The sequence below is a fragment of the Rhodococcus sp. C3V genome (assembly GCF_029269915.1).
GTDB lineage: Bacteria > Actinomycetota > Actinomycetes > Mycobacteriales > Mycobacteriaceae > Rhodococcus_F > Rhodococcus_F qingshengii.
Genome location: NZ_JARJBE010000021.1, coordinates 1 through 25562, shown reverse-complemented (window position 1 = coordinate 25562; position 25562 = coordinate 1). Strand labels below are relative to the sequence as shown.

Below are 25562 nucleotides of genomic sequence, written 5' to 3'. Positions count from 1 at the left end.
ACCTGTGTCCGTTTCGGCAATCGAGGTGCCAATGCCCGCAAGACGTTCGAGATCCCGCCGTACCGTCGCACTGATCGTCACTGCGACCGTCGCCGGCGGAACAATCGCGCTCACTGTCCCTGCGATTGCCAACGCAGCGCCGGCGAACTGCGCGGCGACGTTCAACCTGTTCATCCCGGGGACCTGGGAGACCAGCGATACCGCCGATCCCGATCAGCCCGTGGGCATGCTCAAACCTGTTGCCGACGCACTCAAGAGCGAACACGGTAAGCAAGCGGAGATTTACACGTTGCCGTACATGGCCCGAGCCTTCGACAACGGCCATACCTACGCAGACAGCAAAGCTGACGCGATCGCGAAGTCGAAGCAAGTCCTCTCGGAGATCAAGAACTCCTGCCCGAACACGAAATTCACCATCATCGGTTACTCGCAGGGCGCGGACGCAGCCGGTGACCTCGCGTCCGAGATCGGAAACGGCAAAGGCCCTGTCGACGCGAGCCAAGTCCTTGCCGTCGGTCTACTCGCCGATCCTGGCGCGGGCACCAAGGGTTCTGCGGTTGTCGGCCCCCGCACCTCGGGCCAAGGCATCGCTGATCCGAGACCACAAGGCATGGGTGCTCTGTCGGGCAGGGTCGCCTCGATCTGCGATCCAGGAGACTTGTACTGCTCGATCGAGAAGGGCTCCAGTCCGTTGCTCGGATCGCTCGGCTCGATCCTGAGCAAAAGTCCGAGCGGTGTCGACAGCAGCGGAACGGCCGGCGGGAACAGTCAGCTCGCTTCCGCGTTGACGTCGGACTTCTCCGGTGCGGACTTGCCTGCGTTGGGAACGAACGTCTCCGCGCTCGGCCAGCAGCTCTCCGAGCCGACCGTGGACATCAAGAAAGTGGCCTCGACCGCTACGTCCATCGCGAAAACGCTCGCCCCACTCACTGACCTGCTCGATTCGGGAGCTGCGAACCCGTCGGCGAACGGACAGCTCGCGGCAGCGCCGGCCGGTACCGCCGAGCACAACGCGTCGGAAGTCCTCACCAAAGCCGGACAGTCAGACCTCACGACTGCCCTCGACACGGCAACGAAGCTCGCCAACACCGCAAACAAGCTCACCGGTGGAGATTCTCTGAGTCTGCCGTCGAGCTCGGCAGAGGTGCAGACCTTGTCCAAGGCCGCGGACACCCTCGGCGTCCAGGTGGCCCCCGTCGCGTCGACGCCGACCGACGCACTCAGCTCGGCAACCAGTGTGCTGTCAGTGCTCAAGCCGACCGTGGTGGTCAATCAGGTCCTTAACGTGGCCACCGGCGTCACCTCGCTCGACATGCCAGGCATCCTGAACAACCTGACTTTGCTGCCCCAAAAAGTCGCCGCACTCGACGCGCGAGGCGCCCACGACATCGCAGGCCAGCTCAACAATCAATTCTCTCCACTGGTCAAGATGGCCGCCGCTGTTGATCTGAAATGGGTTTCGCAGGTGCTCTCGGTCATCCCCGATCCCTCGGGCAGTACCCAGATCGCAGCCCTGGTCGCGTCGATCCTCGCCAATGTCGATGTCATCAAGCTGGCGAACATCGTCGGACAGATCCAGGAAATTGCTTGGGCCGCTGTCGAAAAGCTCCTCCCACCGCCCGGACAGATGCCCGACCCGCTCGGTGCAGCCGCAGCGATGACCGGCCTCGTTCCGGTCGGCCTGGATCTGGCATCAGTGGCCATGAACATGTTCTCCGGCAAAGCCACCAAGACAGCACCGGCTCTGCTGGGCAAACAGACCAATACGGTCTCGACGAACATCACCACCCAAGCCGAGAACCTGGACCTGCCACAACTGTCGAATTCCCTGGTCAAGCTGTCGCAGTCGCAGGGTGCAGAAGACCTCGTCTCGCTGGTCGGTGAAGGTCTCAGTGCCGCGAACTTCTTCACCTCCGGAGCCCACACCAATTACAACGCCCTCGTCGTCGACAACGCCGGCCGCAACGCCATTCAGTGGCTCTCGGACTGGCTCAACCTTCAGATCGGACGTGCCGCATGAGCCATCGAGCCCACAACCCTTCTGCACGCTGGACCTCATGCGAGAAGTGCGGCCACCGCGGCTATCACACCCGGGGAGATGCGAAGACTGTCCGCAAACAACACCACGGAGACAAAGGAATGTCCGTCTTCGCGTGCCCACACACCGAAGGCATGTTCCATGTCGGACACCGCCCGAACGCGTTGAGCCACGGCAACATCGACCGCCGCCGATTGCGAGTGCAAGCCCGGCAATCCGTCGCAGCAATGGGGGAGGGGCAATGGTGAGCGCACGTACGACCTCCGCCGCCCACCTGTCCCGGCGCGAACCAGAGGAGAAACGATGAAACGAAAGATCGCTACATCCATCGCCGCAGCCGGGCTGCTCATCACCGCCATTTCCGGATTCACTGCAACCAGAGGGCTTGCCCCCTCCAGCCCTGCTCCCACCGCCGCGTCGTCGTCTTCCCTGGCCACGCAACCAGACGGCGCGATCCCCGGTCTCGACAATCTGATCGGAACACTGACCGTCGTCGACAAACTGCCGAACGTGACCGGCTACGAACGAGAATGCACCAAGGGAAAATCCTGTGTCTTCGGCACCTCGTGGACGGACAATTACGACGGTGCTCTTGCCCGAAACGGCTGCGACACACGCAATGACGTCTTAGGAAGACAGCTCGTCGACGTCGAATTCAAACCCGGAACCCGCGACTGCAAAGTAGTGGCCGGCACTCTCCACGACCCCTACACCGGCACCGACATCGCGTTCTCCACTTCAAACCCGTCCGCGATCCAGATCGACCACGTCTTCCCGCTCTCGCGGGCATGGGACGCAGGAGCGGCGACGTGGACGCTGGAGCAGCGGGTGAACTTCGCCAACGACACCGACATCAACCTGATTGCCTCCCAAGGCAAAGCGAACCAGTCGAAGTCAGACAAAGGCCCCGACACCTGGCTCCCGCCCAACGCCGCATTCCACTGCGACTACGCCACCCGTTACCTCACCGTCGCTGCGAAATACCAGCTCGCCGTCACCTCAGGCGATGTGCTCGTCGCCCGCAACTCGTGCTCCTGACCGAACGCCACGATCACTCACACCGAAGGAATCGACATGCATAGTTCTGTCACCGATTCACTGCTCGACCGGAATATCGACTCGACTCGTTTCGTCCTCCGATTCCGCAACGGCAGCGTCAGTCATGACACGTTGCTCAAGAGGTATCAAAATGTGCTTACCTCCTCACACGCGTCAGAGCAGACCGTTGTACTGAAGAAGATTCACCGCAAGATCACGAAATCGTCGCTCCCGTATCAGCGCACCCGCGTTGTCGCAATGATCGTTGCTTTCGTCGCCCTGGTCGCAGCGATAGTGGCGCGCAGGTTTGCCGATGAAGATCCGGTTACGGCTGGGACCTATGGCGGAATGGTTGCCGCGGTCGTGCTGGTGGCATGCTTTGTTCCCAACGCGTTGCGCATCTGCACTGAAGGGTGGGCAATGAACAATGCGCAGGTCGCCGACCGGCTGTTGGCGAATATCGAATCAGCAAGTGGCGCTGACGTCGACGCAATTCGCAACGACGCGATCGACTCCTCGGTGAACGGTGAAACGCCGCAAATCCGGAAGGATGCGGGATCAAGTTCGATGCTGCGTTCGCTGCGCTTCAATGAAGCTGTCCGTACAGGCGCCGTCACGACTTCCGGCCTGTATGACCGTTACCTCGATCAGCACAACCGCGATGACAGCGCCGACAATGCTCGAACGCTCCGCGCGATCCGTCGTCATCTCGCCTGGACCGACGTTGATCGTCTACGCCGAGTCGTAATCGCTGCTTTCGCAACGGTTTCTGTCCTGTTCGTGTTGACGGAGGTACTGGCGGGTCAGTCGGCGATCTTCTCCCTCGCTGCGGTGGCGGTGTCCGGGCTGGTTCTGGGCGTCCTGATGCGTATCGAGTTCGGGAAGTCACCCCTCACAGGGTTCGCGACATCCCTGGCGATCGGCCAAGGGCGACGTGCCGACGCGAAACTCCGCACCCTCGAAGAAACTGCGTAGAAGCACAGCCGCCTTCACGCTCTCACCCGCCTCCACTCTCAGCGTTCCACGCAGCGCTGAGAGTGGAGGCGGAGTGCTTTCCGGGCGTGCACCAAACATTCCCACTTGCAACAATGCAAATTGATATTGTAATGTTTAGTAGTGAAATGGCTGGTGGCGCGACCATCTGCCGCGACTGAAGAATCGAATCGGCCCAACATCGGGCGGGCGGGGTGATCGGAATGATCGACATGTCCCGAGTTGCCGGCACACCGAGCCTTTTCGTTCTGTCGGCGGGCGTGAAGTGCATCCGCGAGAGCTGGGGGATCAACCGAGGGGACGTGTCGTCTTCCCAGTACGATCCCCCTATGTGTCGCTCAAAAGGTCACGGAACTGCCGGCCGTCGCTGCCCGGGATGCGGAAGCTACAAGGCCGCGGCAAAGGCCAACGGGAACCGTCGGCTCGGCCGCGAGGCTCGAAAGAAGGTCGTCGACCACCTCAAGGAGCAAGGGCTCGTCGAGGCAGCTGCTGCGATCCAGGCGGCGCCACCGAGTGTGCTCCAGGAGTTCATGGCAGGTCTGGGAATCGACTCGGAGGTCCTGGGGAAGACCCCGATGCCCAGTGCTCACGCGAATCCGCCGAGCGCCAAACTGCTGATCGCGCAAGCGAAAGCGGAGCGGGAGAAGCTGGCCGGGCCGAAGACCACTCCGGCACAAGATGCACTCGAAGCCGCTCAGGCGAAAGTGGCGTCGGTCGACGACGAGGCCAACGAGGCGCGAAAGGCTGTCAACCGGTACCGGTCTCGCCTGCGTAAGGCCACGAAAGCGCTTGAAGAAGGTACCGGCACCGCCGAAGCCGTAGCCGAGCAGCAGAAAGCGCTCGACGATGCCAAAACCGAGTACGTCGATGCTCAACGCCGGCAGAGCGACGCCCGAGACGACCTCGCAGCAGCCAAGTTCGGAATGCGCGCCGACATGGCCAGCGACGAGGAGCGAGATGCCTACTACGCTTCCCTCTCCGACGACGACGTCGCCACGATCAGCCGGTCACTGAACCGCAAGTACGCGGAGGAAGCCGCAACGGCTCTGGCGGAAGGGCCTGTCATCGGTCCCGCCGGCATCGACCGTGACACCGCCGTCTACAAATCCGGAACCATCCCGATGGAAACCGGCTCCGGAATCGAGGAGGTCGAAGGGCGATACCTCGACGGAGGCACCGCGATTGTCCGCAGAGGGTCTGGCGACTTCGTCGTCCTCCAACGCAAGGGCGACTCGTACCACCCCGTCGCAATTGCCCACGGCAAGAGCGATGCGCTCACGAAGGCGAACCGCATCCCGATCATGGTCGATCCCGGACCACTGCCGGAGAACGCCACCGAGATGCAGAAGCAAGCGCACTCCGTAAAGGGCGACGTGCTGCTCGAAGTCGCCAGCGAGGCAGCTGCGGGAAAGGCATCGACGGCGGCCGCGCAAACGAAGATCATCAACGACGAGTTCGCCAGTACCCGCGAGAAGATCGCCGATTCAGCCGGCGCCGGGCCCGCCCGGGCCGACATCTACGACGGCGTCAAACGGCACCAGAAGCGCGTGCGCGAGATGGCCGCAGCAGAAGCGGGGGAGAAGGCCCACGCCGCGGCACTCGCAGCAGGCAAGACACCGGCACAGGCTGACGATGCATACGCTCGAGCTCACCGGCGCACACTCGGCACCCCGACCAAGGGCGGCGGTGTGATCCCGCATTTCGAGCACAAGATTCCGCCGGACAGCTTGGGAGCCGAAAAGCACGCTTCCCTGTACCGCAGTGGTATTCGCGCGTTCGGCAAGGAAACCGCCGACGACTACGGGATCATCCACCAACGCGCCGGCAACCTGCACGCATGGGGCTTTGCGGTCAGCGGCAACAACGTCCAGACCGCGAACATCAGCGCGCTCACCGACACGAACTCGACATTCGTGAAGAACGTTCTCACCAGTAGCGAGCGAAGTGCGCTGACCACCTACACAGGTGGCAGTTACCAAAGCATCAACGCTGCTGTGACCGGCCGCGACCCGAAACCTTCCTCACACATCAAAACCGTTGTCTCGGGAATCGACTCGGCGTTCGACAAGTTCGACGAACACAACCCGAACAACACGCCGATGACCGTGATGCGAGGTACACGAACACCGAGCGGGTGGAAAGGCAGCAGTGCCGAGTACATCGACGCCGCGTTCACGGTTGGATCGAAGGTCCAGATCGGCAAAGTCACCAGTTGCACAACCAGACAGCAGACAGCGACGTCGTTCGCGGGTTATTCCAACGGGCCCTACATGATGGTCATCCGGACGCGGAACGGATTGCCGGTCAAATCCATCTCGAACTTCAGCTCGGAAGACGAAGTCATCGTTCCCACCGGAACGAACCTGAGGTGCGTGAAGGTCGACCCCAACGGCATCGGCGGCATGCCGACCGTGTGGCTCGTAGCCGAAGACCTCGTCGCCGAAGCGGAGGGCACCCCCTCGCCACTGAAGGCTGTTGCATAGAAAATAGCGATCTAGCTGGTTAAACGACACGTCCCCTCAATGAGAAAGAAGCCAACCATGAGCGACAAGCTGACCCAAGAACAACTCGACGACATCCGCGCACACCTCAAGGAAGGGATGACCCCCCGCGCCATCGCGGACTACTACGCCCGCATCGCCGACCTAGACCTCATCGAGGTCCAACGGATCCGCACAGCCGCCAACGAGATCGAGCAAGAGGAGAAGCCGTGAGCGCACCTGTCGCCAGCGATTCCGCCGCCCAGATCGCCCGCTACGACAACTCCCTCATCGGTCTCGCAGCTGGCGACGCCTGGGGTTTCCAGGTCGAGTTCCGCAAGTACGCCGACATGCCGGCCTACCCGGTGCCGGCGCCTGCCGGCGAATGGATGATCAGCGACGACACCCAGATGACACTCGCGCTGCACGACGCGCTCGTCGAGGTCACGGACTTCGGCGACATCCCCGCAGTCACCGACTCGATCGTCCGACACTTCATCAAGTGGGAACTCGATCCCGAGAACTTCCGTGCCCCAGGCATGACCTGCATGGGCTCATTGGCGAATCTGCGTGGCGGCGCCAACTGGTACGACGCAGGCGGAGCACGTAAGTCCGCCGGCTGCGGTGCCGTCATGCGATTGGTGCCCGCCGCATTCGCGCCTGATCCCCATTGGCGGGGCCTGACCGCCCTTCAAGCGGTGATCACCCACAAACACCCGCGTGCGATCGTTCCCGCGCTGCTCCTGGCCGATGCCGTCCGTCACGCACCCGAGCGGCACGGCCGGTTCCTCGAATTCGCTCTGGCCGAGGCAGGCCGAATCTACGAAGGCGTCAGCGAATGGCTGAGCGATCCGTACCTTGCAGACGTCCTCGCCCCGTACCGAGGGGACGTGTCGTCTGTACTGGTAGACGGACTAAATGACGACTTTGTGGACATCCTCATCGCAGCAGCTGAGACCCGAGACCGGCTCGACCAGATCCCGCCGTCCGAGTTCGGCGACCCCTGCGCCGGCATCGGAGAAGGGTGGGAATCCGCCAGTGCCACAGCCCTGGCCCTGCTCGTCGCTGACATGGCCACAAGGCCCGACAACGTCCTCGCGCCGCTGACTGGCCCGCAGGCCCTCGCCTGGGCGTCGACCAGCAACGGAGACTCCGACTCGATCGCCTGCATGGCCGGCGCACTCATCGGAGCCGCGCACAGCGAGCCTGACTACTGGAGCAGAAACGGCCTCAACCCGACGTTCGAGCCCCGATACGCGCAGGAACTGGACAACGCCCACTACGACGGCCTCGCCAAGCCGTTTGGGATGAGCATGAGAACGGCTGACTCCGGGCCATCGTCAGTCTGCGCGCGCCCCGCTGCGAAGAGGGCTGTGAAATGAGACATCGACATCCTGCACGACCGTAGCCACGAGCACCGCGAAGAAAAGTGCCGCTCGAGCACGAACAAACGCGATCGCCCAACACATCGAACAAGGGAGCCTACGCTGCGGGCCGAGGGGCTAGACGCGACCCGAAAGGTTCGACAGGAGGGGTGATCGAAGCCCACTGCCAGCGGGTTTAGGTCAATCGGACTTTTGGGACCAATGGCACTTTAGTGACATTAACTACATACCGACCTGTCTTGTCTTAAAGTCACAGCGTTCGCTCAGTCAATTCACAGGAACCGGGAGCACGCATGTCATTGCCGGCAATTTCTCCGCCAGGGGCCAGAGCACAGCGGAAACGAACACACCGCAGCATCTGGGCGAAAGCCACCACATCCGCGGTCGCGATGACTCTGTTCGCCAGTCTCGGCGTAGCACTGGCGCCTCCAGCCGCTGCACATATCGACTGTCAGAACGACGACCCGAAATTCGGAAACTTCTGTGTCGGCGGCAAGATCCTCGAGGAGTACATCGCCATCGGTGGCCCGAGTAAATGGGGCAACCCCACGGGCCCGGAATCGGACGCGAAGGACGGCGGCCGATGGCAAGAGTTCGGGTCGAGCTCGATCTACTGGCATCAGAATGTGAGCACCAACAAGGCAAACCAAATCGGTGGCGATATCCGCACCAAATGGGGCCAGCAAAACTACGAGTGGGGACCCCTCGGCTACCCGACCTCCCGTGAAATCGCCGTTACCGGCGGAGCACTCAACCACTTCGAACGCGGAAGCATCTACTGGACCCCGCAGTACGGTGCACACATCATTCAGGGGGAAATCTATGACACCTGGTCGAAATCAGGGTTCCAAACCAGCACTTGGGGTTTCCCAACCGGTGACGAATTCCCCGTCGGCAACGGTTTCCGTCAGCAGTTCCAGAACGGCGCCATCGAATGGCAACCTGACGGATTCAACAACGAACAATTTCCGCCGGATCTCTCCGAATTCGAGTGCGGAACCTGCGGTGACGACGGACGGCTGACAGACGATCAGCTGACGCCGTTGCGACAAGTACCAGCTCCCCTACCAGGTTTCGCACGCGGAGCAACGCCCCCCGAAGCGGAAGGAATCGAAGTCCAAACGCCGATGATCGCGCCCAAGTGCGACGAAATCCGCGTCGAGGACATATCCGAACCGGTGTGGTGCATGTTGACCGAACCCTACGTAGAGCCGTCCGAATCGACATCAGCGCCGACGACGACCACCGAGCCGACGACGACCACCGAACAGACGGTTCCTGAGCCGACAACCGTTGAACCGACGACTACGGCGTCGACAACAACCACCACTCAGTCGTCTGCCGAGCAGACTCAGCCGATTGCTGAGTCCACTACAAAGTCGGCTACCGCCCGGTCGACCACTACCGAGTCGACCACTACCGAGTCGGCGACCGCCGAATCAACCACGGAGTCGGCCACCGCCGAATCAACCACGGAGTCGACCACCGCCGAATCGACTACCGAGTCGACCACTACCGAGTCGACCACTACCGAGTCGACCACCACCGAGTCGACCACCACCGAGTCGACCACTACACCGTCGGTCGCGGAGTCGACTACCGCGCAGTCAACCACTACCGATCCGGATGTGACCGCGAATCCAACGGCACCGTCTGAGACGTCGACTGACGCTATTGAACCCGAGGGCGCTCCGGCCCAAGCTCGCGTCAACTCGGACCTCCAGTCCTGGTGCGTCAACGACATGTATCCCCTGCCAGATATATGGCATGGAGGAGCGGGCTACAGCTGCAACTCCGAACCGGTCAACCTGGCGCTCGTCGATTCCGATGGAAAGGTGGTCGGCACAGTACAAGCGACTGTGGACCGAAAGATCCCTCTGGCGTGGAACAAGACAACATTCACGAGCGAATACACCCTCACGCTTCATTCCGCCACAGGCGACGGAGTCACCGCACTATTCACCGGAACGGGGTCGTGCACCAATATTGTCTATTGCAGCAAGGTAAGTGGAAGCAATAGCTTTGCACTAACCTACGCACCCGGAGCAACCGTCACCGCTGCCGCCGTATACAAGCTGAATGTAACTGGAGGGCTAACCAGGTGGACAGACATCACCTGGCTGGTGAATGTCAAGTCATCGAAGGGTACCGGTGTGATGCTGCAATGGTCCCCGAAGATTCGATGCGACAGCTCTCCTGGACTACGAAATAGTTCAGGATGCGTATTCCGCGATACAACGCCAGTGTGGACAGTGCGTAAAAACGCGGACTTCGCATCGCATGTTCGGCGTGCTCAGCAGACTAACCTTCCAGGCAAGGTGGATGGAGGAAACCCGCTGACTCGGCGTATCGACGAAACGATTATCGCCCAAAACCGCAGAGGGTCCTGTGGTCATGTCACCGGGCCTCGACCGGCGAACAACGATTGCGACGAGTATCCGTTCGCGTCAACCGACCAAGGCGGCAGAAATGGTGGTCAGGGGCGGACGTTCGCAAACTGTGGGGTCCCGCAGCACAACGGGATCGTTCAAATGACCCCGGGAGACATGTCGAATGTTGGAGGCTTCAGCGTATGCCTGATTCCCTCCGGGCAGAACCGATCTGCCGGCTCTGAGCTGGGCTGGTTCTATGCAAAGAATCGAGTGAGAGACTTCGATCCGTTCTTTGTCTACGCAGGAAACGTATAGCAAGACCGAATCAGTTTCATTGATCAATTTGTCGACTTAACCGCCACCGAACTGACAATATAGCTCCTATCAAGAGCGATCCAATGAGGAAAGAGCCTGGAATGCTGATCCAGATCGGGTCGGCACTGATTATCAGCGGCTGATCTCGTTCGTAAATCCACTCTCGATACGGTGGATTGAGTGCGAGATTTCCGTACGTCGCCACACCAGTCAGTAGCCCCAGAAATCCGAAGAGGAATACCAGGTTAATCGCCGGGCTGTTTGACTCACGCACGATACGGAATCCCTGATAGCGCAACGCACGCGCGAGAAGATGCAACGCAAGAGTGCCCAGTAGCAGGCCAACAAGGATCGGAGGAAAGAGAGACGGCGAAGATTCCACGTTTCCGAAACTCGTCCACACGCCTGGTACCGCCCCCGGGATGACGGTGTCGCGTGGTCCTCGGACATAAACCCAGCACGCCGCCGCGAACATGCCGGCGAAGGCTCCGTACGTCGTCAAAATTGGAAGTAACCGATCACCTGTTGCGCGGCGGGGCGGGGTCATTGACGAATTGTCCCACCACCCGTCGGCTCGGCTGCATAGCTGAACAGCCCTACTTCACGGAGGATGACTGTATGTTCCATTCCGCACTGGTCGATTTCGAAGCTCCGGTTCTGGTTCTCGGGCCGCGACCTCGTGAACCGTATGCCCACACTTACGGCAAGATCATGGGATTGAGCCCCGCCGTTGTCCGCTTGGTGTTGAGTTCGACCGCCGGCCCGGTCCGGATCACCGTCGACTCGGCGGACGCGGACCCTGAATTTCCCACCATCGACGATTGGGAGACCATCGAAGAAGGCACGATCGAGAGTGTTGTCGCTGGTCTACCGCCACTTCGATTGACAGGCGAAAGGATTCACGAGTTCGGATTCCTCGAGGGCTTACCGCTTGGCCTCTACCGCATCCGCGCCGCGGTGCGCGGGAGGGATACCGATCGCACCGATCCCGAAGCGTTCATCCAGATCTGGCCCGTGACGGAAGTCGAGCCGACTCGTCTCTACAAGTCAGGTGACAGGGTCGAAGTACGCGACGTCTACAGCGACGACGGATACCTCCCGATCCCTGCACGACCAGGAAGCGTGCAGCACAATGTGGCGGCGGGTATCCGTGCTCGTAGTGCGACCGACCCGACAACTGTGCGCCGACAATGGGAACGGATCGCCGACTGGTTCTCCGAAAACGGATTTCCGCAAGCATTGGATGTCTTCGCGCCAGGCGCCGAGCAATCGGAAATCGACAGGGTCGAGGCACAGACCGGAATCGTATGGCCCACCGAATTGAAGGACTTCTACTCGGTCCAGAACGGTTTCGCCCCCGGCGCCTGGATGCAGTTCCTCCCCCAACACGACATGCTCAATCTGGATGCCCTGTTGGCTCATCACCGCGAAGCCCCGGCAGTGTACGAGCTGCCCGATGTCCCCGAAAGTGTTCCGACGTTGTCGGATCGCGCTCAGCCGGCTGGGACCCCGAGCGGAAAGTTTCTCCCGGACTACATCACCTTCGCAGAACGCGACGGATACGAATTATTCTGCGACACAAGGCAAGGAACGCTAGCGGGCTGCGTGACCGAGTACGCCCGCGAGAACGCGGACGACGCCGGGCCGCAGTGGACTTCGATCAGTGCGATGCTCGCAGATCTCGCCGAATCCCTGGAAACGGGTCAGCCCTTCGCTGACGGCTGGATCCCAGAGCTGGGCGATGGCGTGTTTGCCTGGAAGTGGACGCCTAAATAGAGGAGGCTGGTTCTGCCCGCTCATTGCTGATTGCTGGTGACGCCCGCGTACCGCGGGCTCACCATCAGGCGATTGAATTCAGCGCCGACCATGCCAACAGCTGAGGCCCCGAGCTGAGACATGCCGGCGGGCGAGCCAGTAAATCCGGAGACACCCCCTACCGAAAAATTGGCTTGAACAGCGAAGATGACACGTCCCCTCTTGCTCGCCCTCCGCGAGACAGAGGACCTGCCTCAGCGCAGCACATGCCACATCGGAAAGGGGAGAAGATGCAACCCGCAGTCATGGGAGCAATCGGGGCCACGATGGTCATCGGGGGAGTGCTCGCGATCATCTGGTCACGCCGCACGGAGGTGCGCCGCGGGCGCCCCGACACGATCTTTCGCTACGCATGGTCCTCGGTGATCATCTGGTTCGGTGCACTCCCGATCGCCGCAGCAATCGTCGACGGCGCCCACCTGTCGGCCAAGCTGCGTGATGTCGCGTACGCGCTGGTACTGGTTGCCGGCCTCTCCGCCACCGTGTGGTTCGTGGGCGCAGGTATTCGCGCCCGGCGTGCGGAGTTCCGTGAGCTTCAGCGTGAATTCCTCGACGACGGCCGAACGCCACCGAGGTACTTCTGGACTCCCTGGGCGATCTTCGGATGGACCCTTGGATTCGGAGCGGTCCTGGTCTTCGGTGGCGGTCTCGCGGCCGGGTCGATCATCGGTGCTTTCCTCGACGGTCTGACCGCTGACGATGTCGACCGCATCGCACAAAATCTCGCAAATATCATCGCTGCCAGCGCTTTTGCGTTGCTGCCGATCTCCGCCTGGGCCGGGCTCTGGCGGTGGTGGCGTGTGCGCGCCGAGCTGCGCGATCAGCAACTAGAGGAAGTTGAACCGGCGAGCTAGTGGCGCGGACCCGATTTCGCGAAACCCGCCATCGGGGCTGTCTACAGGCATGTGCAGCCCGCACACCGCAGATACAACGAGGAGAAGTGAGTTGCTGTCCCGAACCGCGCACGACCGGTGGGTCGTGCAATCCGGCCACCTGATGCTCATCGTCCCCTACGCGCATGTCTCGGAAGAGGCGGTCATTCGGAAATTCTGCATCGGCCCCGGTGCCAGACGGAGAGCACACCGATGGCTGCGGCTCGCCCCCTTCGACTCTCAAAAATAGGTTCTACCTGCATAGATGACACGTCCCCTTCGATGTCCCGTGCTGTCGAGCGCACTTCTCCGGCGTGGCGTGGAGCACGGGCGAGGCGAAAGCGACGCGGGAACATGGGCGCACCTGTGTGGGGCCGGATACGCGAATACGGCTTAGGTTCAAAGAAAGTCAGTTGCAACAATGCAAATATGTCTTGTAAAGTTGGAAATCTCGAACCCAGCAACACCAGCGATGAAAGGGGGACCGCCGAGATGCCTCCGCTCTACACCTCGACCTATCACTACGACGACCACACCCTGACCGTCCCAGCGCCCGGACGTGCATTGATCGAAGAAATCGACCTGGTCGAGTCCCTTCCGGGAATCGGACCGAAAGGAGGTGGCCGGTACATCGGAACCGTGGTCGCAATCGGGCCGAAGCACACTCGAATTCACCGCCCCTATGACGGCATCGAGATGACTCTCCCCAATGCCGACATCAAGCCGTGGACGGCACCGTTCGAGACCGCTGCGTTCGCCGCCGGTTGCTACGGTCCGCTTGCGGAGCTGCCAGGATGGCACTGGTTGCGTTGGACCGTCGCCGAACACCTCGCCCACGACCTCACGGTAGGGGCAGCAAATGACGCTGGAATCGCCTCGGGCACAGAAACATCCAATACGAAGTCTCTCGTTGTGGTCCCGTGTGGCTCCACTAAGGCCGCTGTCCCCTCACCTGCCGGACAGCTCTACCTCAGTACCTATCACCGGCTGGGCCTGCGTGCCGCCGCCGCTCTGACCGGCCCTGATTCAATCCGAATCTTGTCCGCACGTCACGGACTTCTGCCTCTTCACCGCGAAATCGCGCCCTATGACCTGCGTTTGGGGCAGCCCGGCGCAGTCACCGCCACGACGCTGCGACAGCAGGCAGGCGAGCAGGGCCTCCTCGATCACCCTGACGTCGTACTTTTCGGTGGGCGTGCCTATGTCGAACTGGCCCGCCAGGTCTGGCCCCACGCTCGGACTCCGCTGGCGGGAACCAAAGGGATCGGCGAACAGCAGCAGCGTTTGGCCGGCATCGTGTCCGCCGGCCACCTGAACTAAGGAACGCCGGAGATCGCTGCCGTGCAATCGCGGGCTCCCACCTGCCCTGTCGGCCAACGAGAGCCGCGCATCATAGCGAAAAACGGCCGTGCATATGGCGAAGTAATTCGGCGAGATATTCGCTAACGTCAGCTCCAGCGAGCACACACCATTCACCTACGAGAGGTACGCAAAATATGTTTCCGACAACATCTTCCGAAGTTGCCGTGTCCTACTACCCCGGGTGGTCGTGGGTTCCGTGGACGTTCGTGGTCCTTGCGCTCGCGCTCTCGATCGGCCTGGTGTTCATCGGGGCATCGGCATGGGCGCGGGAGCGTCACGACGATGATCCCGCGGCGCTGATGGTTTGCATCGGGTGCGGTGTCCTCGCCACCCCGGTGTTGGCCATTTCGCTGTGGCAATCGGCTCGTCACACTGAAATGTTCAGAATCGTGATCCTTCTGGCGCTTGTGATCATCGCGGCCGTCGCGATAGCGGCGCACTACGGTTTTCGCGCCGCGAACACCCAGCTCCGCGGACTGGGGGCGTCGGTGCCAGGTGAGGTTGTCGCGGTACCCGCAGCGATCGCCGGGGTCGTCGCGGGTGGTGTACTGATCGGCGACGGACTCAATCGAGCGGCGGCGTGGGTTCCGACTACGGTGGCGACTTTGCTGATCGTGGTTGGCGGCTTACTGCTGTACGGATTCCTTTCGGCGAAATCTTCGCGATCCTGACTCTTTGGAGTGTCAGCAGAACTGCGGCGACGTGTCAGGATCCGCGACGGAATTTGTGCTGAAAAGCGCAGGCGCACAGACCATTGAGTGAGAGTCCAGTTCGGACCGGCTTGTAACTATGCAAAGAAGCCTTGTATAGTGACAAGCCTGAACGGACTTGGCCTCCACGAAAGGTGTTCCAATGGCGATACTTACGATCCCCGAACAGTTCGAGCGCGCATTCATCGCTGCTGCAAATGCTGCAAACGACTTCCCCGACGACCTCGACCTGTCCGTCGACGCCGCGCGAGAACGCATCTACCTTTCCAACAATTTTCCCGGATATTGCCCCTACCTGCGTCTTACTGCCCGCGAAGGAGACGAGGTCACCGTCGAAATCTGCTCCATCACGAACATTCGCCCCGATGTCGAAGGTGGCGAATGGAAGCACTTCGACGGTGTCGAAGCGGCTGTCGCCGTTAATCTTTCCGACATCGACGTGGCAGCCCAGACCGCGGTCGAACATTGGATCACCACCCTCTGATTGGCTTGCTGCGCAATGCGGGGAAACAGCGTTTGACGTGCGGAGATGGCACGTCCCCGCTTCCTGGTGGTCAACGGTTCGCCGGCCAGACCCCTCCGGCAAGTTTCTGGTCTGGCCACGACGCCTATCGAGATGTCGGAGTGTCCCGGCATTATCAACACAATCTCGGCGGCATCCACGCGATGTCGCCCATGCAAGGAGAGAACAATGAGCGAAAGCCTCCACACGATTGCCAACCTCGACGACCCCGACCACGTCAGCCGAGTCCGCCGAACATCCTGGAGGGTATGCGGCGCCCTGATCGTGGCCTTGGCGCTGGTGGGCGCAATCGCCCTCGCCGCCAGTACCCGGAATCTCACCTGGGCAGTGGCAAGTTTCGGATTGGTCCTGGTTATTGCATCGGCCGTCGCTGCGACTCTGTACGACGGACGAACCGCCAGCCTTGCTCAGAGACTGCTCGCGCCGCTGTTCGGGCTGGTCCTGCTCGGCATGGCAGTAGTGGTGTACCTCGACGGCACGTTCAGCGCGTTCGTGTGAGGAGTTGGACCGAACGGAGACGACGATGAGATGGGCCGAGGTCGACGTCCGCGAGTGGGCCCGACACATGCTTGCTCCCGGCGCGGCCTGCATTCTCGACACCGAAACCGCTGACCTCGATTCCGCAGTAATCGAGGTCAGCGTCATCGACGCCTTGACCGGCGCCGTTCTGCTGGACACTCTCGTCGACCCCGGCGGAATCGAGATCCATCCCGATGCCTACTCCGTCCACGGGCTCACCCTCGACGACCTCGTCGACGCACCCCGTTGGCCGATGGTTCTCGACGCCTTGATCGCGGTCACCGCTGGGCGAATGGTGCTTGCGTACAACGCAGACTTCGATCGCGCACGCATCCTCGACGACAGTCGCCGCCACGACGTACCCGCCGAGCACTTGGCCGATGCCAGCCGTTGGGATTGCATCATGAAGCGCCGAGCCGAAGCGGAAGGCGTCAACCGCTACACCCGCCTCGGCGCAGCCCATCGAGCGCGCGGCGACGCAGAAGCTGCCCGGAGGATTCTTCTCGAACTCGCCGGGCACTGAATTCATTCCACAAATCGTCGGCTCGGTTTCAGCTGGACCGGCCGACCTTCGTGGAAACTATTCACCCGTCGCGCTATTCGGCGCAAAGAGTCGACTCCTGATCGCCACCAATGACGCTGACCTGAATTGCACAATGCAATGAGGCATTGTATTGTTAGGTCAACGTCAACCGAGAGGCTCCGAAAATGACCGTCATCACCGCCGAGATTGTGGAAACCGCGTTCGGGCTCGGAAACGACAGTGGCGATGCCCATCTGGTGCTCGTCGGTGACGTCGTCAAGGTCCTTCCCGCGCGAGAAATCGACCGCTCGATGCTGCTCCTCGCCCCCTGGGAGGTGCTCGTCGAGATCGGCGAATACGCCACCGACTACGCCGCGGTCGCTGACGAACTCAACAACGACCCCTACCGTGGCAGGTACGCGCTCCCCGAAATCGCTTCGTGAGCTGCGAAATGTGGTGACCGAGCGCACCGGAACCTGCAACCCGAAGATGCCCTGACGGTGGGCAAACACCGCCAGGGCCGACAGTCACAGACAGGACCCGCGACCATGAACAATGCTATTCGCCCACACATCGGCCGACCCGCCGGCAGCCTGCAACGCCAGCGACAGCCGCGCGCCATCGCCACCCGGCGCGCGATCTTGGACGCGTCGGCCGCGACATTCGACACCGAGGGCTACGCCGCAGCCAGTATCAACACGATCATTGCCAACTCTCGCATCACCAAAGGCGCACTCTATTTCCACTTCGCGTCCAAAGGATCCATCGCCCACCAACTCATCGAGGACTGGGACACCGTAGTCGCACAAGCCTTTTCCTCCGCGGCGGAAACTGGCGAACCGGTCGTGACACAACTGCGATCCATCTTCGCGACCCTCGCCCGTCAGGTCGACGAAGACCGGACGGTCCGCGCCGGAATGAAGCTCACCCTCGACCCGTCCGTCGAAGGCGCGAACACGTCGTACCGACGCTGGATCGACAACACCAGCGACCTCGTCGAAGTGGCGATCACCTCCGGCGCGATCAAAGACACCTCGCATGGCCACCGTCTCGCCTGGAATCTCTGCGCAGGCTTCTCGGGAGCGGCCAACGCTGTCGCAGTCCTGCGAGAAGACCTGGACCTTCCGACCAGAGTCGACGACCTAGTCACAGCGCATCTGAATCTAGTCGAGTGAACTGAGGGAAAAGGTTAGCGAGGCAACGAACTTGGAACGTATGAGGGCGTTCCAGCCCTTGAAGCGCAAGTGGCCCACCCCCGGCGAGTACACAGCCGGTTGGCGGGCCATTATGCGTTGCGGGCAGAGATACCCCTTCGATACTCGCCCCTCCGCACTCATACGATATGCCTCGCCGAAATGATGCGGCAACCACTTTCTGTAACACCTCAGCATCGGTCTTTGTGCAGCTCACCCCACTCGATTTCGAAAGTATGTTCGACTATGGTGGTGCGATAAGGCTATGACGGAGGAGGTCAGCACCTGTGACCACCGACCCGGACACGCTCGCGGAACTGTCTCCCGCTGGCCGCATCGAGGCACTACGTCGACGCATGGCCTCGATTCCCGCCCGAACCGACGGCTCCGCCGCCCCCGCCGTACCCACGGAACGGGCCGAGGCGCGATTCGAGACGCGCCCAGAAACGATCACCGAATCGGCGACCAGTGTCCTCGAAGTCCCGTCGGCGATCGCCACACTTCTCCCCAGACGCGGACTCGCACGCGGGTCGGTCGTGGCCGTCGACGGAGTGTCATCGGTCCTGCTGAGTCTGCTCGCCTCGGTGACTGGCAGCGGCAAGCATGCTGCGATCATCGGCCTACCGAAACTGGGTTTGCTTGCTGCAACGGAAATGGGGTCGGACCTGGCCCGATGTGCCTTGATTCCCTCCCCGGGTGCAGCCGCGATCGACGTGGCGGCAATCTTGCTGGACGGGATGGATCTCGTTGTCCTCGGCCTTGCCGGCGCGGTCGTTCCGCCGACCCGAGCACGCGCTGTGGTTGCTCGTGCGCGCAGCAAGGGCGCGTGCCTTGTAGTCACCGAAGGGCGGTGGGATGGAGCAGACATCCGCATCGACTCGCATGTGGCCGGCTATACCGGAATCGGGCAGGGCTACGGCCGCATCACAGGCATTTCCGTCGATGTCGAAGTAAGTGGCAGGGGAGTGCGCCCAAGGTCCGCCAGATTTGATCTGAGCGCCACAGATGGCGTCGTGGGATGGAACCCTCACGCGCCCGAACAGTCCGCACCGCTACCGCTTCCACACGCACTATGACCGCTCCCGATTTCACCGGCTGGCGTGAACCCTGGCCACTGACCCCCACGCTGCACCAGCTCGCCGAGCCCAAGTCGGTCGTGGTGGAGATGAACCGTGCGCTGCCGCTGGCCAAGAACGCGCAGCGACCCGACCGGCTGCCACTACGAGTGCTCGCGGGCGGACTCCGGTTGGAGGGCACCATGCCCGGTGACCTCTATGCGTGGGCACGCCTCAGCGACGGACAGTGGCTCTGTTGTGTGAAGATTCACGCCACTACGGGCGACGGTAAAACAGGATTGGACCTGTGGTTATGGGTTACCTCCGATGCGGTAAGCGCCGCACAATAGAAACTGCCCGCACGGCGCACCGTGCGGGCAGAGAGTGTGCTGTCGATCAGAGGGTCAGCGGTTCCCGAACAGGGGTGCGGTCAGGCGCTGCCACAGGCTGCGCGGTGCATTCGCACGAGCGATGGCGTCCGCCTCGGCTTGTTCCGCCGCCTCTTGGGCAGCGATGCGGGCACGTGCTTCGGCGCGATTTTGTTTCATCCTCTCGGAGTGATCGTTGACACTGCCACGCGTGTTTTCCACGACTCGCTCGGCGAGTTGAATCAGATCCGGGCTTGCCCCGTACGTGGGCGTGTTCCGATTGGTCATCACTAGCGGCGAATTCTCGTCCCAATCACCGGTTTCCAGGTCTCGGATGAGAACACCATTGAAGAGCGCATCCTTGGTCGCCAAACTAAAGGCCCATCGCTCGGCCGGACCGTCTTCGTCCTCGTGGACGTAACGAAGCCTGTGGAACCTGGCGGCGAGGCCGCCCTCATCGAGGTAGCTCTCGACGAGCCTCCACTCTCGGTGTTCTGGTGAGACGTCCTTCAGTTCGAGTCTGTTCTCTTCGAGCACCTCGCGGACTTCCGTCAGCGTCTCGAAGTAGCCGCTGACCAGCGGGTGCATCACCTGGTGGTAGTAGACATCTGACATGTAGTGCTCCCCCTTGTGAAATGGCCGTCGATGCCACTGTGCCACGAACTCCCGGTCAGGCAGCGGGAGCGACGCGCACGAGTCCGGGGCGTGCGTGCGGCGCTCTGCGGTCCGCTGACCTGCACGTGTTCCGGTTTTGAACAAAGATACGAGAGTCCGGATACGGCGATGCCCCGGCGACGTCGCCGGGGCATCAGGAGGTGTTCAACTGACGACTCGTCAGCAAGTTAACGCCACGGAATCGGTCAATCGCGCATACGCCGGGTCTTGGCCTCGCGCCGGATCTCCGGCGCGCAGAGGATGGCCAACGCGACAGCGGACACCACGGCCAGACACACACCGCAGGCGACACCAGCAAGGTAAGGGGTGAAGGCGAGAAAGATGGTCGCGAGTGCGAACCCGCCCGCGATGCCGGCCACTCCTGCCCTGATCGTTGTTTCGCGCACTCGCCGAGTTGCCTTCGGAATCATGGGTTCGGCGCTTCCATCGGTGCCCGGCCAGGTCTGTGACCGCACATCAGCGCAGATCGGGCAGTAGCTTTCGTCCCTGGCATACGTCCAACCTCGTTCGAGAACGGATTCGATGTCAGCGCAACCGTTTCCGTTCTCCTCGGTGGTGATTCCACATCCATTGCAGCTCAGATATGGCGACGTCATCGTCATCGCTGCTCGCCATCGACGCTCGACGGACTCACGGGCAGCAGTACCGCGGCGATGCGCGTCTGTTCCCATCGCGATGGACGGCGGCTGACTTCCGATCTTCCATCGACGAGGTCGCTGAGCGATCGGGCAATCTGATCGTCGGTTTCGTAGCCGTTCCCCCAGATGCTGGCTGGTCCTCGAACACCGCGGTTGTTGTCGATGACTGTGTAGACGACGCCCTCGCCTTCGGGGTTCGGCCTGGTGAGGATGACGAATTGGTGGTCGTCGGATACCGCACGGACGGTCCACCACAGGTCTGCCGGTTGAACGAACTGAACGCGGTGCCCGGCAGTGAGGGCACATGCCGTGATCGTCGAGGGTGAGGATCGTGTTGCGATGCTCATGATGCGCTCTGCTCTCTGTGGTGGGGTATCGGAGATGGCGTGTGGGGTGTCAGCAGTTCGTGGTGGGAGCGATGCCGGCGAAGCGGTCGTCGAGGAACTCGAGTGCGCCGGGTAGGCCGATCACCGCCGCCGAGAGGTGGTCGGGTGCGGAGACAACATCGGAGGTGACCGCCACCCCGGCTTCGCAGTACCGCGCCATTGTCGAGTCGATCGCCTCGACCGGGATCAGGACGTCGGTTCCGGAATGCCACTCGTACACAGGGGCATTGGGCACCGAAGAAACGTCTTCGACGCTGTTGTCGGCGAACACGGCCTGAATGCTCGTGCTGTCGAGCAGCGCCATGCCGACATCAGGATCCGCGACATCGGCAAGGGATCGGCCGGTGCCGTACAACATGATCTCGTTGGTGCAGGCATTCGCGATCTGATCACGCAGCTGCTGCCCGGCAGCGTTGAGCTGACTCGTGATCGGCATACGGTCCGGGTATTCACGTTCGAGACCGAGCGCCGCGGCCATAGCCAGCCCGAATGCCGGGTGTTTTTGCTGGCCCAGAGCCTTGGCCATCTTGTCGATGCTCATCGGAGCACCGCCGTAGGCGCTGCCCGCGAGCTCGAGTTCCGGAGCGTAGACCGGGGCGATCGCCGCGGCCATCGCCGTCGCCATTCCGCCGCCGGAGTAGCCGGCCATCCCAACGGGGCTCGCGCCGAGACCGAGCACGTCGAATCGTTGCGCGGCGCGGATGCCGTCGAGGGTGATCTGTCCGCCGAGCTTGGCCGCCCCGTAGGCGCTGGACGGGCCGAGATGGTCGGGGACGGCTACCGACCATCCCTTCGCGATGGCGAGGTTCAGGCCAGGGGCTTCGCGGATCGCCAGCTTCGGATCGTCGGTGTACATCGCGGTCGACGGCGCACAGCCGAGCCCCAGAGCATTGATGATGTGCTGATACGACAACAACGGCCGACCCGGCGCGGCGCCGCGAGGTGAAAGCACCGTGGTCACCGCAGCAATCGGGTGACCCTCGGAATTCGTCGACCGGAACTTCAGCTGCACCGCATCGGTGTTGAGAAAGCCTGCCGGCGCCGACACAGGCCGTGCAGCGAGCACATCACCAGGTCGGTGATCGGCCAGATCGCCGGGCGAGGCGTAGAAGCTGTCGGTCAACGCGGCCGGGTAGATGATCGGCGACGCACTCGCTGCCGGGGCGAGGGCAACGACCGCAGCGGTGCCGGCCGCACAAGCGGCCAGAAGAGCAGCGATAGTTCGGACGTGTGATCGCGGGGCGATGGGGCGCATTCCTCAGCTTTCGTCGAAGTCCGAGCGCAGTGCATCGCTCACGAACGAACGAGCGCCACGGCCGGGTTAGTCACCGAGCGGCTCGATGACCTGCGCATCGTGTCCGAAATCGGGCGTTGAACTCAACGGGGTGTCCCCTGATTCTGAGGGCGAGGAGGCGCCCGGCCGGCCGATCCTTCGAGGAGTGAGGGGACGTGTCGTCTTACCAGGTGAAAGGCTATTTATAGACTTCTAGGATCAGTGATCCCGATGGCCGAACCCGGCGGACGTGTCCGGCGGTGCGTCGCGCTCTTCCGGTTTCTCCACGATGAGTGGCCTCACCCCAGCCTTGTACCGAAACCCCCACCAACCATTCGGCAAAAGAACCATTCCGGCCTGACCCTCGTCAGGCGGCGGACTCCAGCCCTCGTCCGGGGCAGGCGTTCGAGTCATATCGACAGTGTCTCAACCTCCCGGAAACAGCCGCGAAGCAGGACAAACCCGCGCACAGTGGACAGATGAGTCCCGCCACGGGAAAGCCAGTGCGGTCGTCACTGATCTGGATCAAGAACGTGTTCGAGGAGGCTTTCAGATGATCGCAGGTGGTTGGACCTGGTGGCTTCCACTGCCGTGGGAATGGCGGATAGCTCTCTCCGAGGTGACTCCGTGCGAGTTCGGGGGCACACAGTGTTACTGAAGCCCTGGTAGATATGACGAAGCCGCCGGAACCTGAAGGTGTCCAGCGGCTTCACAGGGCCGGTGCCCGTCTTGCGCCTCTCGGCAAGTGGCCGCTCGAAGCGGCATTTCTGGGGTGGTACCCGGGGCAAAGAACCGAACACCGACAGCCTCTACAACGAAGACCGTCGCAGAGTTATTCCGCGCAGCTGACCAGCGCAGCAGCTCATTTTCTGGTGATGATCGTCCGCAGCACGAAGCGAAAGATGACCGCCGTACCGGCTCCGACTGCGACGCCGGCCATCACGTCGGCGAGGAGGACCCCGACGGTGGTGCCGAGGACTGTGGCCGCTGCGATCGCTAATGCAACATCAGCAGATGCCGGCCGAGGACTGGTGATCGCAGAACCCCTCTCCATGCTGCTGACGTACTCACCGAGATCATCACACGCCGTTTGAAGCGGAAGTCGGACCCACGCTGTTCAATTGGGAAAGTGACGTACCGATCAATTGCCGCGTCCACTATCGGAAAGAGGCCGTGATGGCTGGGACGATTTTCTTCTCGTCGGGAGCGCGCTGGACTGCCAGTTCGTCGGTTTTTGATCTCGCTCTGGAGGCGCTGATTCCGATGATCTCGGACCTCGAGACTCACGAGGTTGTCGTTGCCCTCAACGAGGGCAACGTCGGAATGCTCGACGTTGAGGATTTGTCGCCGCACGGAAGAGCTGAGGTGTTGCAGATTCTTGCCGACAGGCGGCATTGGGAATCGGTACAGACGGTGATTACCGGTGGCCAAGAGTGGATTGATGCACTCGAGGAACCGATGGCGGAGCTGTCCGCCCTCGCAGCTGTCGCGATGCGAAAGGAAGGTGACGGCTCATCGGATAGCGGAATACGCCTCCGAAATCGCTAGCACCGGTCACCATCGGAAGACCAGCACGGATGTCGGCCCTACGTAGTTCAATAGAGGCAGTAGTCGAATATGAGGAGGTCAGCCGGTGTGTGGGCGCTATGCCAATCGAAGCTCAGGTAAGGAATTGCAGTCGTTTTTCGACACCATGCAAACAGTCGGCGACGAGCTGCCCCCGTCCTACAACGTCGCCCCCACACAGCCTGTCCGGGTGATCCTCGAACGAACCCCACGCGAGGAACCCGACTCCGAGCCCCAGCGCCAGCTCCGGACGGTCAATTGGGGTTTGCTCCCTGCCTGGGCGAAAGACCGGAAGATGGCGTCCAAGTTGATCAACGCCCGCAGTGAAACCGTCACGGAGAAGCCATCATTCAGAAGTAGTGCATCCAAACGGCGCGCCATCGTTCCCGCGAACGGATACTACGAATGGATGAAAAGCGAAGAGGGAAAGAAGGTTCCGTACTTTCTTCACGGAGACGGCGACGTGATCGCGATGGCTGGACTCTACGAGTTGTGGCCCGATCCTGAACTGCCCGAAGACGATCCGAACAAGTGGGTATGGACCTGTACAGTCTTGACTCGGCCAGCTACGGATTCCACGGGACACATACACGACAGATCCCCGCTGATCCTGCCCGAATCGTTCTGGGAACACTGGCTCGATCCGAACCTCACCGACAAAGGCGAGGTCCAGGCCATGATCAATTCCGTTCCGGAGCCGCATCTCGAACCCTACGAAGTCTCGACTGCGGTCAATAGTCCGAGGAACAACGACCCGAGCTTGCTCGAACCGGTCCACTGATTGACGTTCTGGGCCTTCGCGCTCGACGAGAGGTCAGGATTCCCGCATCGTCACCCGGGCGAGCATCTGCTCCATCTGCGGCCATCCGAGAGCGAGGTTCGATCCGTTCATCTGGACCCGTGTGTTCCACTCCGGAGCGAAGGCATCGAACATGATCCGAGCAGCGGGAGCGAGTACGTCCCGCTCGACGGCAACAACGGTGTCGGCCTCCCAACTGAACTCCCCGTCGATGGAATCGGGTTCGCCGAACACCGACGTCAGACGCTCGGACGCGTAGCCCAGATCCGCTAGCTCTGACGCAGTGTAAAAATCCTTGCTCATTGCTTCCTCCGAATCGCCGAGAGATCGTGCACATCATCGTGCCGCAACACCGCGCCGGGCGGGCCTCACGGACGCGTGAAGTGCCGGGAGAGGGGGTTTGTGACCCCGTAGGTCGAATCCGGGCAGGTGTGGTTCTCTGACGCCGACAGATGCACTGCGCCGGAAGGCGAGGACCCCAGGAGCTGCGATGTTGACGATGGCAACCCGAACCCCCGTCGACGCGGACGCAGCTCGTGGAGACGGGAAGCCGCAGACGCTGTGACCGACGAACACACCATGTCCTCACCGGCCAGATTCCGCAGGGCCGGGGACCGGGCAGCAGCGCGTCTGCGGAAACGAGCCGAGTGGGCTTTCACTGCGG

30 protein-coding genes are annotated in these 25562 nt (G+C 61.9%); 19 read left to right on the top strand and 11 right to left on the bottom strand.

From position 1 onward, the window contains the following. The first annotated feature begins 31 nt into the window (after positions 1–31). Entirely contained in the window at positions 32–2020 is a 1989-nt protein-coding gene (locus P3G66_RS29960) for a cutinase family protein (protein WP_276117611.1), read from the top strand. A gap of 35 nt (positions 2021–2055) precedes the next feature. Here P3G66_RS29960 and P3G66_RS29955 read toward each other — a convergent pair whose 3' ends face one another. Then, complete coding sequence (locus P3G66_RS29955; protein WP_179090825.1) at positions 2056–2292, bottom strand: hypothetical protein; 237 nt, start codon at positions 2290–2292, stop codon at positions 2056–2058. Positions 2293–2341: 49 nt separating this feature from the next. Here P3G66_RS29955 and P3G66_RS29950 point away from each other — a divergent pair, with 49 nt between their 5' ends. The 5 genes from P3G66_RS29950 (at position 2342) to P3G66_RS29930 (ending at position 7931) form a co-directional block, all read left to right on the top strand. Beyond that, positions 2342–3076 (top strand): HNH endonuclease family protein, encoded by a 735-nt coding sequence (locus P3G66_RS29950; protein ID WP_276117610.1) that lies wholly within the window; start codon positions 2342–2344, stop codon positions 3074–3076. Positions 3077–3112: 36 nt separating this feature from the next. Continuing rightward, a complete protein-coding gene (locus P3G66_RS29945) occupies positions 3113–4051 on the top strand; it encodes a hypothetical protein (protein WP_276117609.1) in 939 nt (312 codons plus the stop codon). A 347-nt stretch (positions 4052–4398) separates the two neighbouring features. Then, positions 4399–6552, top strand: a complete 2154-nt coding sequence (locus P3G66_RS29940; RefSeq protein ID WP_276117608.1) for an ADP-ribosyltransferase — start codon at positions 4399–4401, stop codon at positions 6550–6552. A 57-nt stretch (positions 6553–6609) separates the two neighbouring features. Then, positions 6610–6783, top strand: coding sequence for a hypothetical protein (locus P3G66_RS29935; protein WP_168798851.1), 174 nt, complete (start codon positions 6610–6612; stop codon positions 6781–6783). Next, a complete protein-coding gene (locus tag P3G66_RS29930; protein ID WP_276117607.1) occupies positions 6780–7931 on the top strand; it encodes an ADP-ribosylglycohydrolase family protein in 1152 nt (383 codons plus the stop codon). The genes P3G66_RS29935 and P3G66_RS29930 overlap by 4 nt, the downstream gene beginning before the upstream one ends. Positions 7932–8773: 842 nt before the next feature. Here P3G66_RS29930 and P3G66_RS29925 read toward each other — a convergent pair. From P3G66_RS29925 to P3G66_RS29915, 3 genes are all read right to left on the bottom strand, one after another. Continuing rightward, positions 8774–8986: a hypothetical protein gene (locus tag P3G66_RS29925; protein WP_276117606.1), complete on the bottom strand. Its 213-nt coding sequence runs from the start codon at positions 8984–8986 to the stop codon at positions 8774–8776. Positions 8987–9135: 149 nt separating this feature from the next. Continuing rightward, positions 9136–9261, bottom strand: coding sequence for a hypothetical protein (locus tag P3G66_RS29920; protein WP_276117605.1), 126 nt, complete (start codon positions 9259–9261; stop codon positions 9136–9138). Between the two features lie 24 nt (positions 9262–9285). Next, on the bottom strand, positions 9286–9678 hold the full coding sequence (locus tag P3G66_RS29915; protein WP_276117604.1) for a hypothetical protein: 393 nt from the start codon (positions 9676–9678) through the stop codon (positions 9286–9288). Between the two features lie 1561 nt (positions 9679–11239). Here P3G66_RS29915 and P3G66_RS29910 point away from each other — a divergent pair. The 11 genes from P3G66_RS29910 to P3G66_RS29860 all read left to right on the top strand — a co-directional run bounded on the left by P3G66_RS29910 (position 11240) and on the right by P3G66_RS29860 (position 19543). Beyond that, entirely contained in the window at positions 11240–12397 is a 1158-nt protein-coding gene (locus P3G66_RS29910) for an SMI1/KNR4 family protein (RefSeq protein WP_276117603.1), read from the top strand. A 269-nt stretch (positions 12398–12666) separates the two neighbouring features. After that, the gene (locus tag P3G66_RS29905) at positions 12667–13290 is read left to right on the top strand and encodes a hypothetical protein (RefSeq protein ID WP_276117602.1); all 624 of its coding nucleotides are present in this window, start codon (positions 12667–12669) and stop codon (positions 13288–13290) included. A 510-nt stretch (positions 13291–13800) separates the two neighbouring features. Then, complete coding sequence (locus tag P3G66_RS29900) at positions 13801–14628, top strand: DUF6884 domain-containing protein (RefSeq protein WP_276117601.1); 828 nt, start codon at positions 13801–13803, stop codon at positions 14626–14628. Positions 14629–14804: 176 nt separating this feature from the next. Next, on the top strand, positions 14805–15341 hold the full coding sequence (locus P3G66_RS29895; RefSeq protein WP_276117600.1) for a hypothetical protein: 537 nt from the start codon (positions 14805–14807) through the stop codon (positions 15339–15341). 181 nt (positions 15342–15522) lie between these two features. Further along, positions 15523–15864, top strand: a complete 342-nt coding sequence (locus P3G66_RS29890; protein WP_141488966.1) for a hypothetical protein — start codon at positions 15523–15525, stop codon at positions 15862–15864. Between the two features lie 207 nt (positions 15865–16071). After that, entirely contained in the window at positions 16072–16401 is a 330-nt protein-coding gene (locus tag P3G66_RS29885; protein WP_276117599.1) for a hypothetical protein, read from the top strand. Positions 16402–16426: 25 nt separating this feature from the next. After that, positions 16427–16945: a 3'-5' exonuclease gene (locus P3G66_RS29880; protein ID WP_276117598.1), complete on the top strand. Its 519-nt coding sequence runs from the start codon at positions 16427–16429 to the stop codon at positions 16943–16945. Positions 16946–17130: 185 nt separating this feature from the next. Further along, positions 17131–17388, top strand: a complete 258-nt coding sequence (locus P3G66_RS29875) for a hypothetical protein (protein ID WP_136471768.1) — start codon at positions 17131–17133, stop codon at positions 17386–17388. Between the two features lie 105 nt (positions 17389–17493). Then, complete coding sequence (locus P3G66_RS29870) at positions 17494–18120, top strand: TetR/AcrR family transcriptional regulator (protein ID WP_276117597.1); 627 nt, start codon at positions 17494–17496, stop codon at positions 18118–18120. 305 nt (positions 18121–18425) lie between these two features. Continuing rightward, complete coding sequence (locus P3G66_RS29865) at positions 18426–19214, top strand: hypothetical protein (protein ID WP_276117596.1); 789 nt, start codon at positions 18426–18428, stop codon at positions 19212–19214. After that, on the top strand, positions 19211–19543 hold the full coding sequence (locus tag P3G66_RS29860) for a hypothetical protein (protein WP_136471774.1): 333 nt from the start codon (positions 19211–19213) through the stop codon (positions 19541–19543). Before P3G66_RS29865 ends, P3G66_RS29860 begins: the two co-directional genes overlap by 4 nt. 54 nt (positions 19544–19597) lie before the next feature. Here the strand turns inward: P3G66_RS29860 and P3G66_RS29855 are convergent, their stop codons facing one another. The 6 genes from P3G66_RS29855 to P3G66_RS29830 all read right to left on the bottom strand — a co-directional run bounded on the left by P3G66_RS29855 (position 19598) and on the right by P3G66_RS29830 (position 23587). Next, positions 19598–20176, bottom strand: a complete 579-nt coding sequence (locus tag P3G66_RS29855; RefSeq protein WP_276117595.1) for a hypothetical protein — start codon at positions 20174–20176, stop codon at positions 19598–19600. A gap of 245 nt (positions 20177–20421) precedes the next feature. Continuing rightward, positions 20422–20832 carry a hypothetical protein gene (locus tag P3G66_RS29850; RefSeq protein ID WP_276117594.1) on the bottom strand — a complete coding sequence of 137 codons (411 nt, stop codon included), beginning with the start codon at positions 20830–20832 and terminating at the stop codon, positions 20422–20424. A gap of 2 nt (positions 20833–20834) precedes the next feature. Beyond that, positions 20835–21221, bottom strand: coding sequence for a hypothetical protein (locus P3G66_RS29845; protein WP_136471780.1), 387 nt, complete (start codon positions 21219–21221; stop codon positions 20835–20837). 49 nt (positions 21222–21270) lie between these two features. After that, the gene (locus P3G66_RS29840; protein WP_276117593.1) at positions 21271–22515 is read right to left on the bottom strand and encodes a lipase family protein; all 1245 of its coding nucleotides are present in this window, start codon (positions 22513–22515) and stop codon (positions 21271–21273) included. Between the two features lie 237 nt (positions 22516–22752). Further along, positions 22753–22947: a hypothetical protein gene (locus P3G66_RS29835; RefSeq protein ID WP_276117592.1), complete on the bottom strand. Its 195-nt coding sequence runs from the start codon at positions 22945–22947 to the stop codon at positions 22753–22755. A 448-nt stretch (positions 22948–23395) separates the two neighbouring features. Then, on the bottom strand, positions 23396–23587 hold the full coding sequence (locus tag P3G66_RS29830; protein ID WP_276117591.1) for a hypothetical protein: 192 nt from the start codon (positions 23585–23587) through the stop codon (positions 23396–23398). Between the two features lie 122 nt (positions 23588–23709). On the opposite strand from P3G66_RS29830, the gene P3G66_RS29825 reads away from it, so the two are divergent. Both P3G66_RS29825 and P3G66_RS29820 read left to right on the top strand, forming a co-directional pair. After that, positions 23710–24081: a hypothetical protein gene (locus tag P3G66_RS29825; protein ID WP_276117590.1), complete on the top strand. Its 372-nt coding sequence runs from the start codon at positions 23710–23712 to the stop codon at positions 24079–24081. Positions 24082–24166: 85 nt separating this feature from the next. Continuing rightward, the gene (locus P3G66_RS29820) at positions 24167–24880 is read left to right on the top strand and encodes an SOS response-associated peptidase (protein WP_276117589.1); all 714 of its coding nucleotides are present in this window, start codon (positions 24167–24169) and stop codon (positions 24878–24880) included. Positions 24881–24913: 33 nt separating this feature from the next. Here P3G66_RS29820 and P3G66_RS29815 read toward each other — a convergent pair whose 3' ends face one another. Beyond that, positions 24914–25201: a hypothetical protein gene (locus P3G66_RS29815; RefSeq protein WP_276117588.1), complete on the bottom strand. Its 288-nt coding sequence runs from the start codon at positions 25199–25201 to the stop codon at positions 24914–24916. Between the last annotated feature and the right edge of the window lie 361 nt (positions 25202–25562).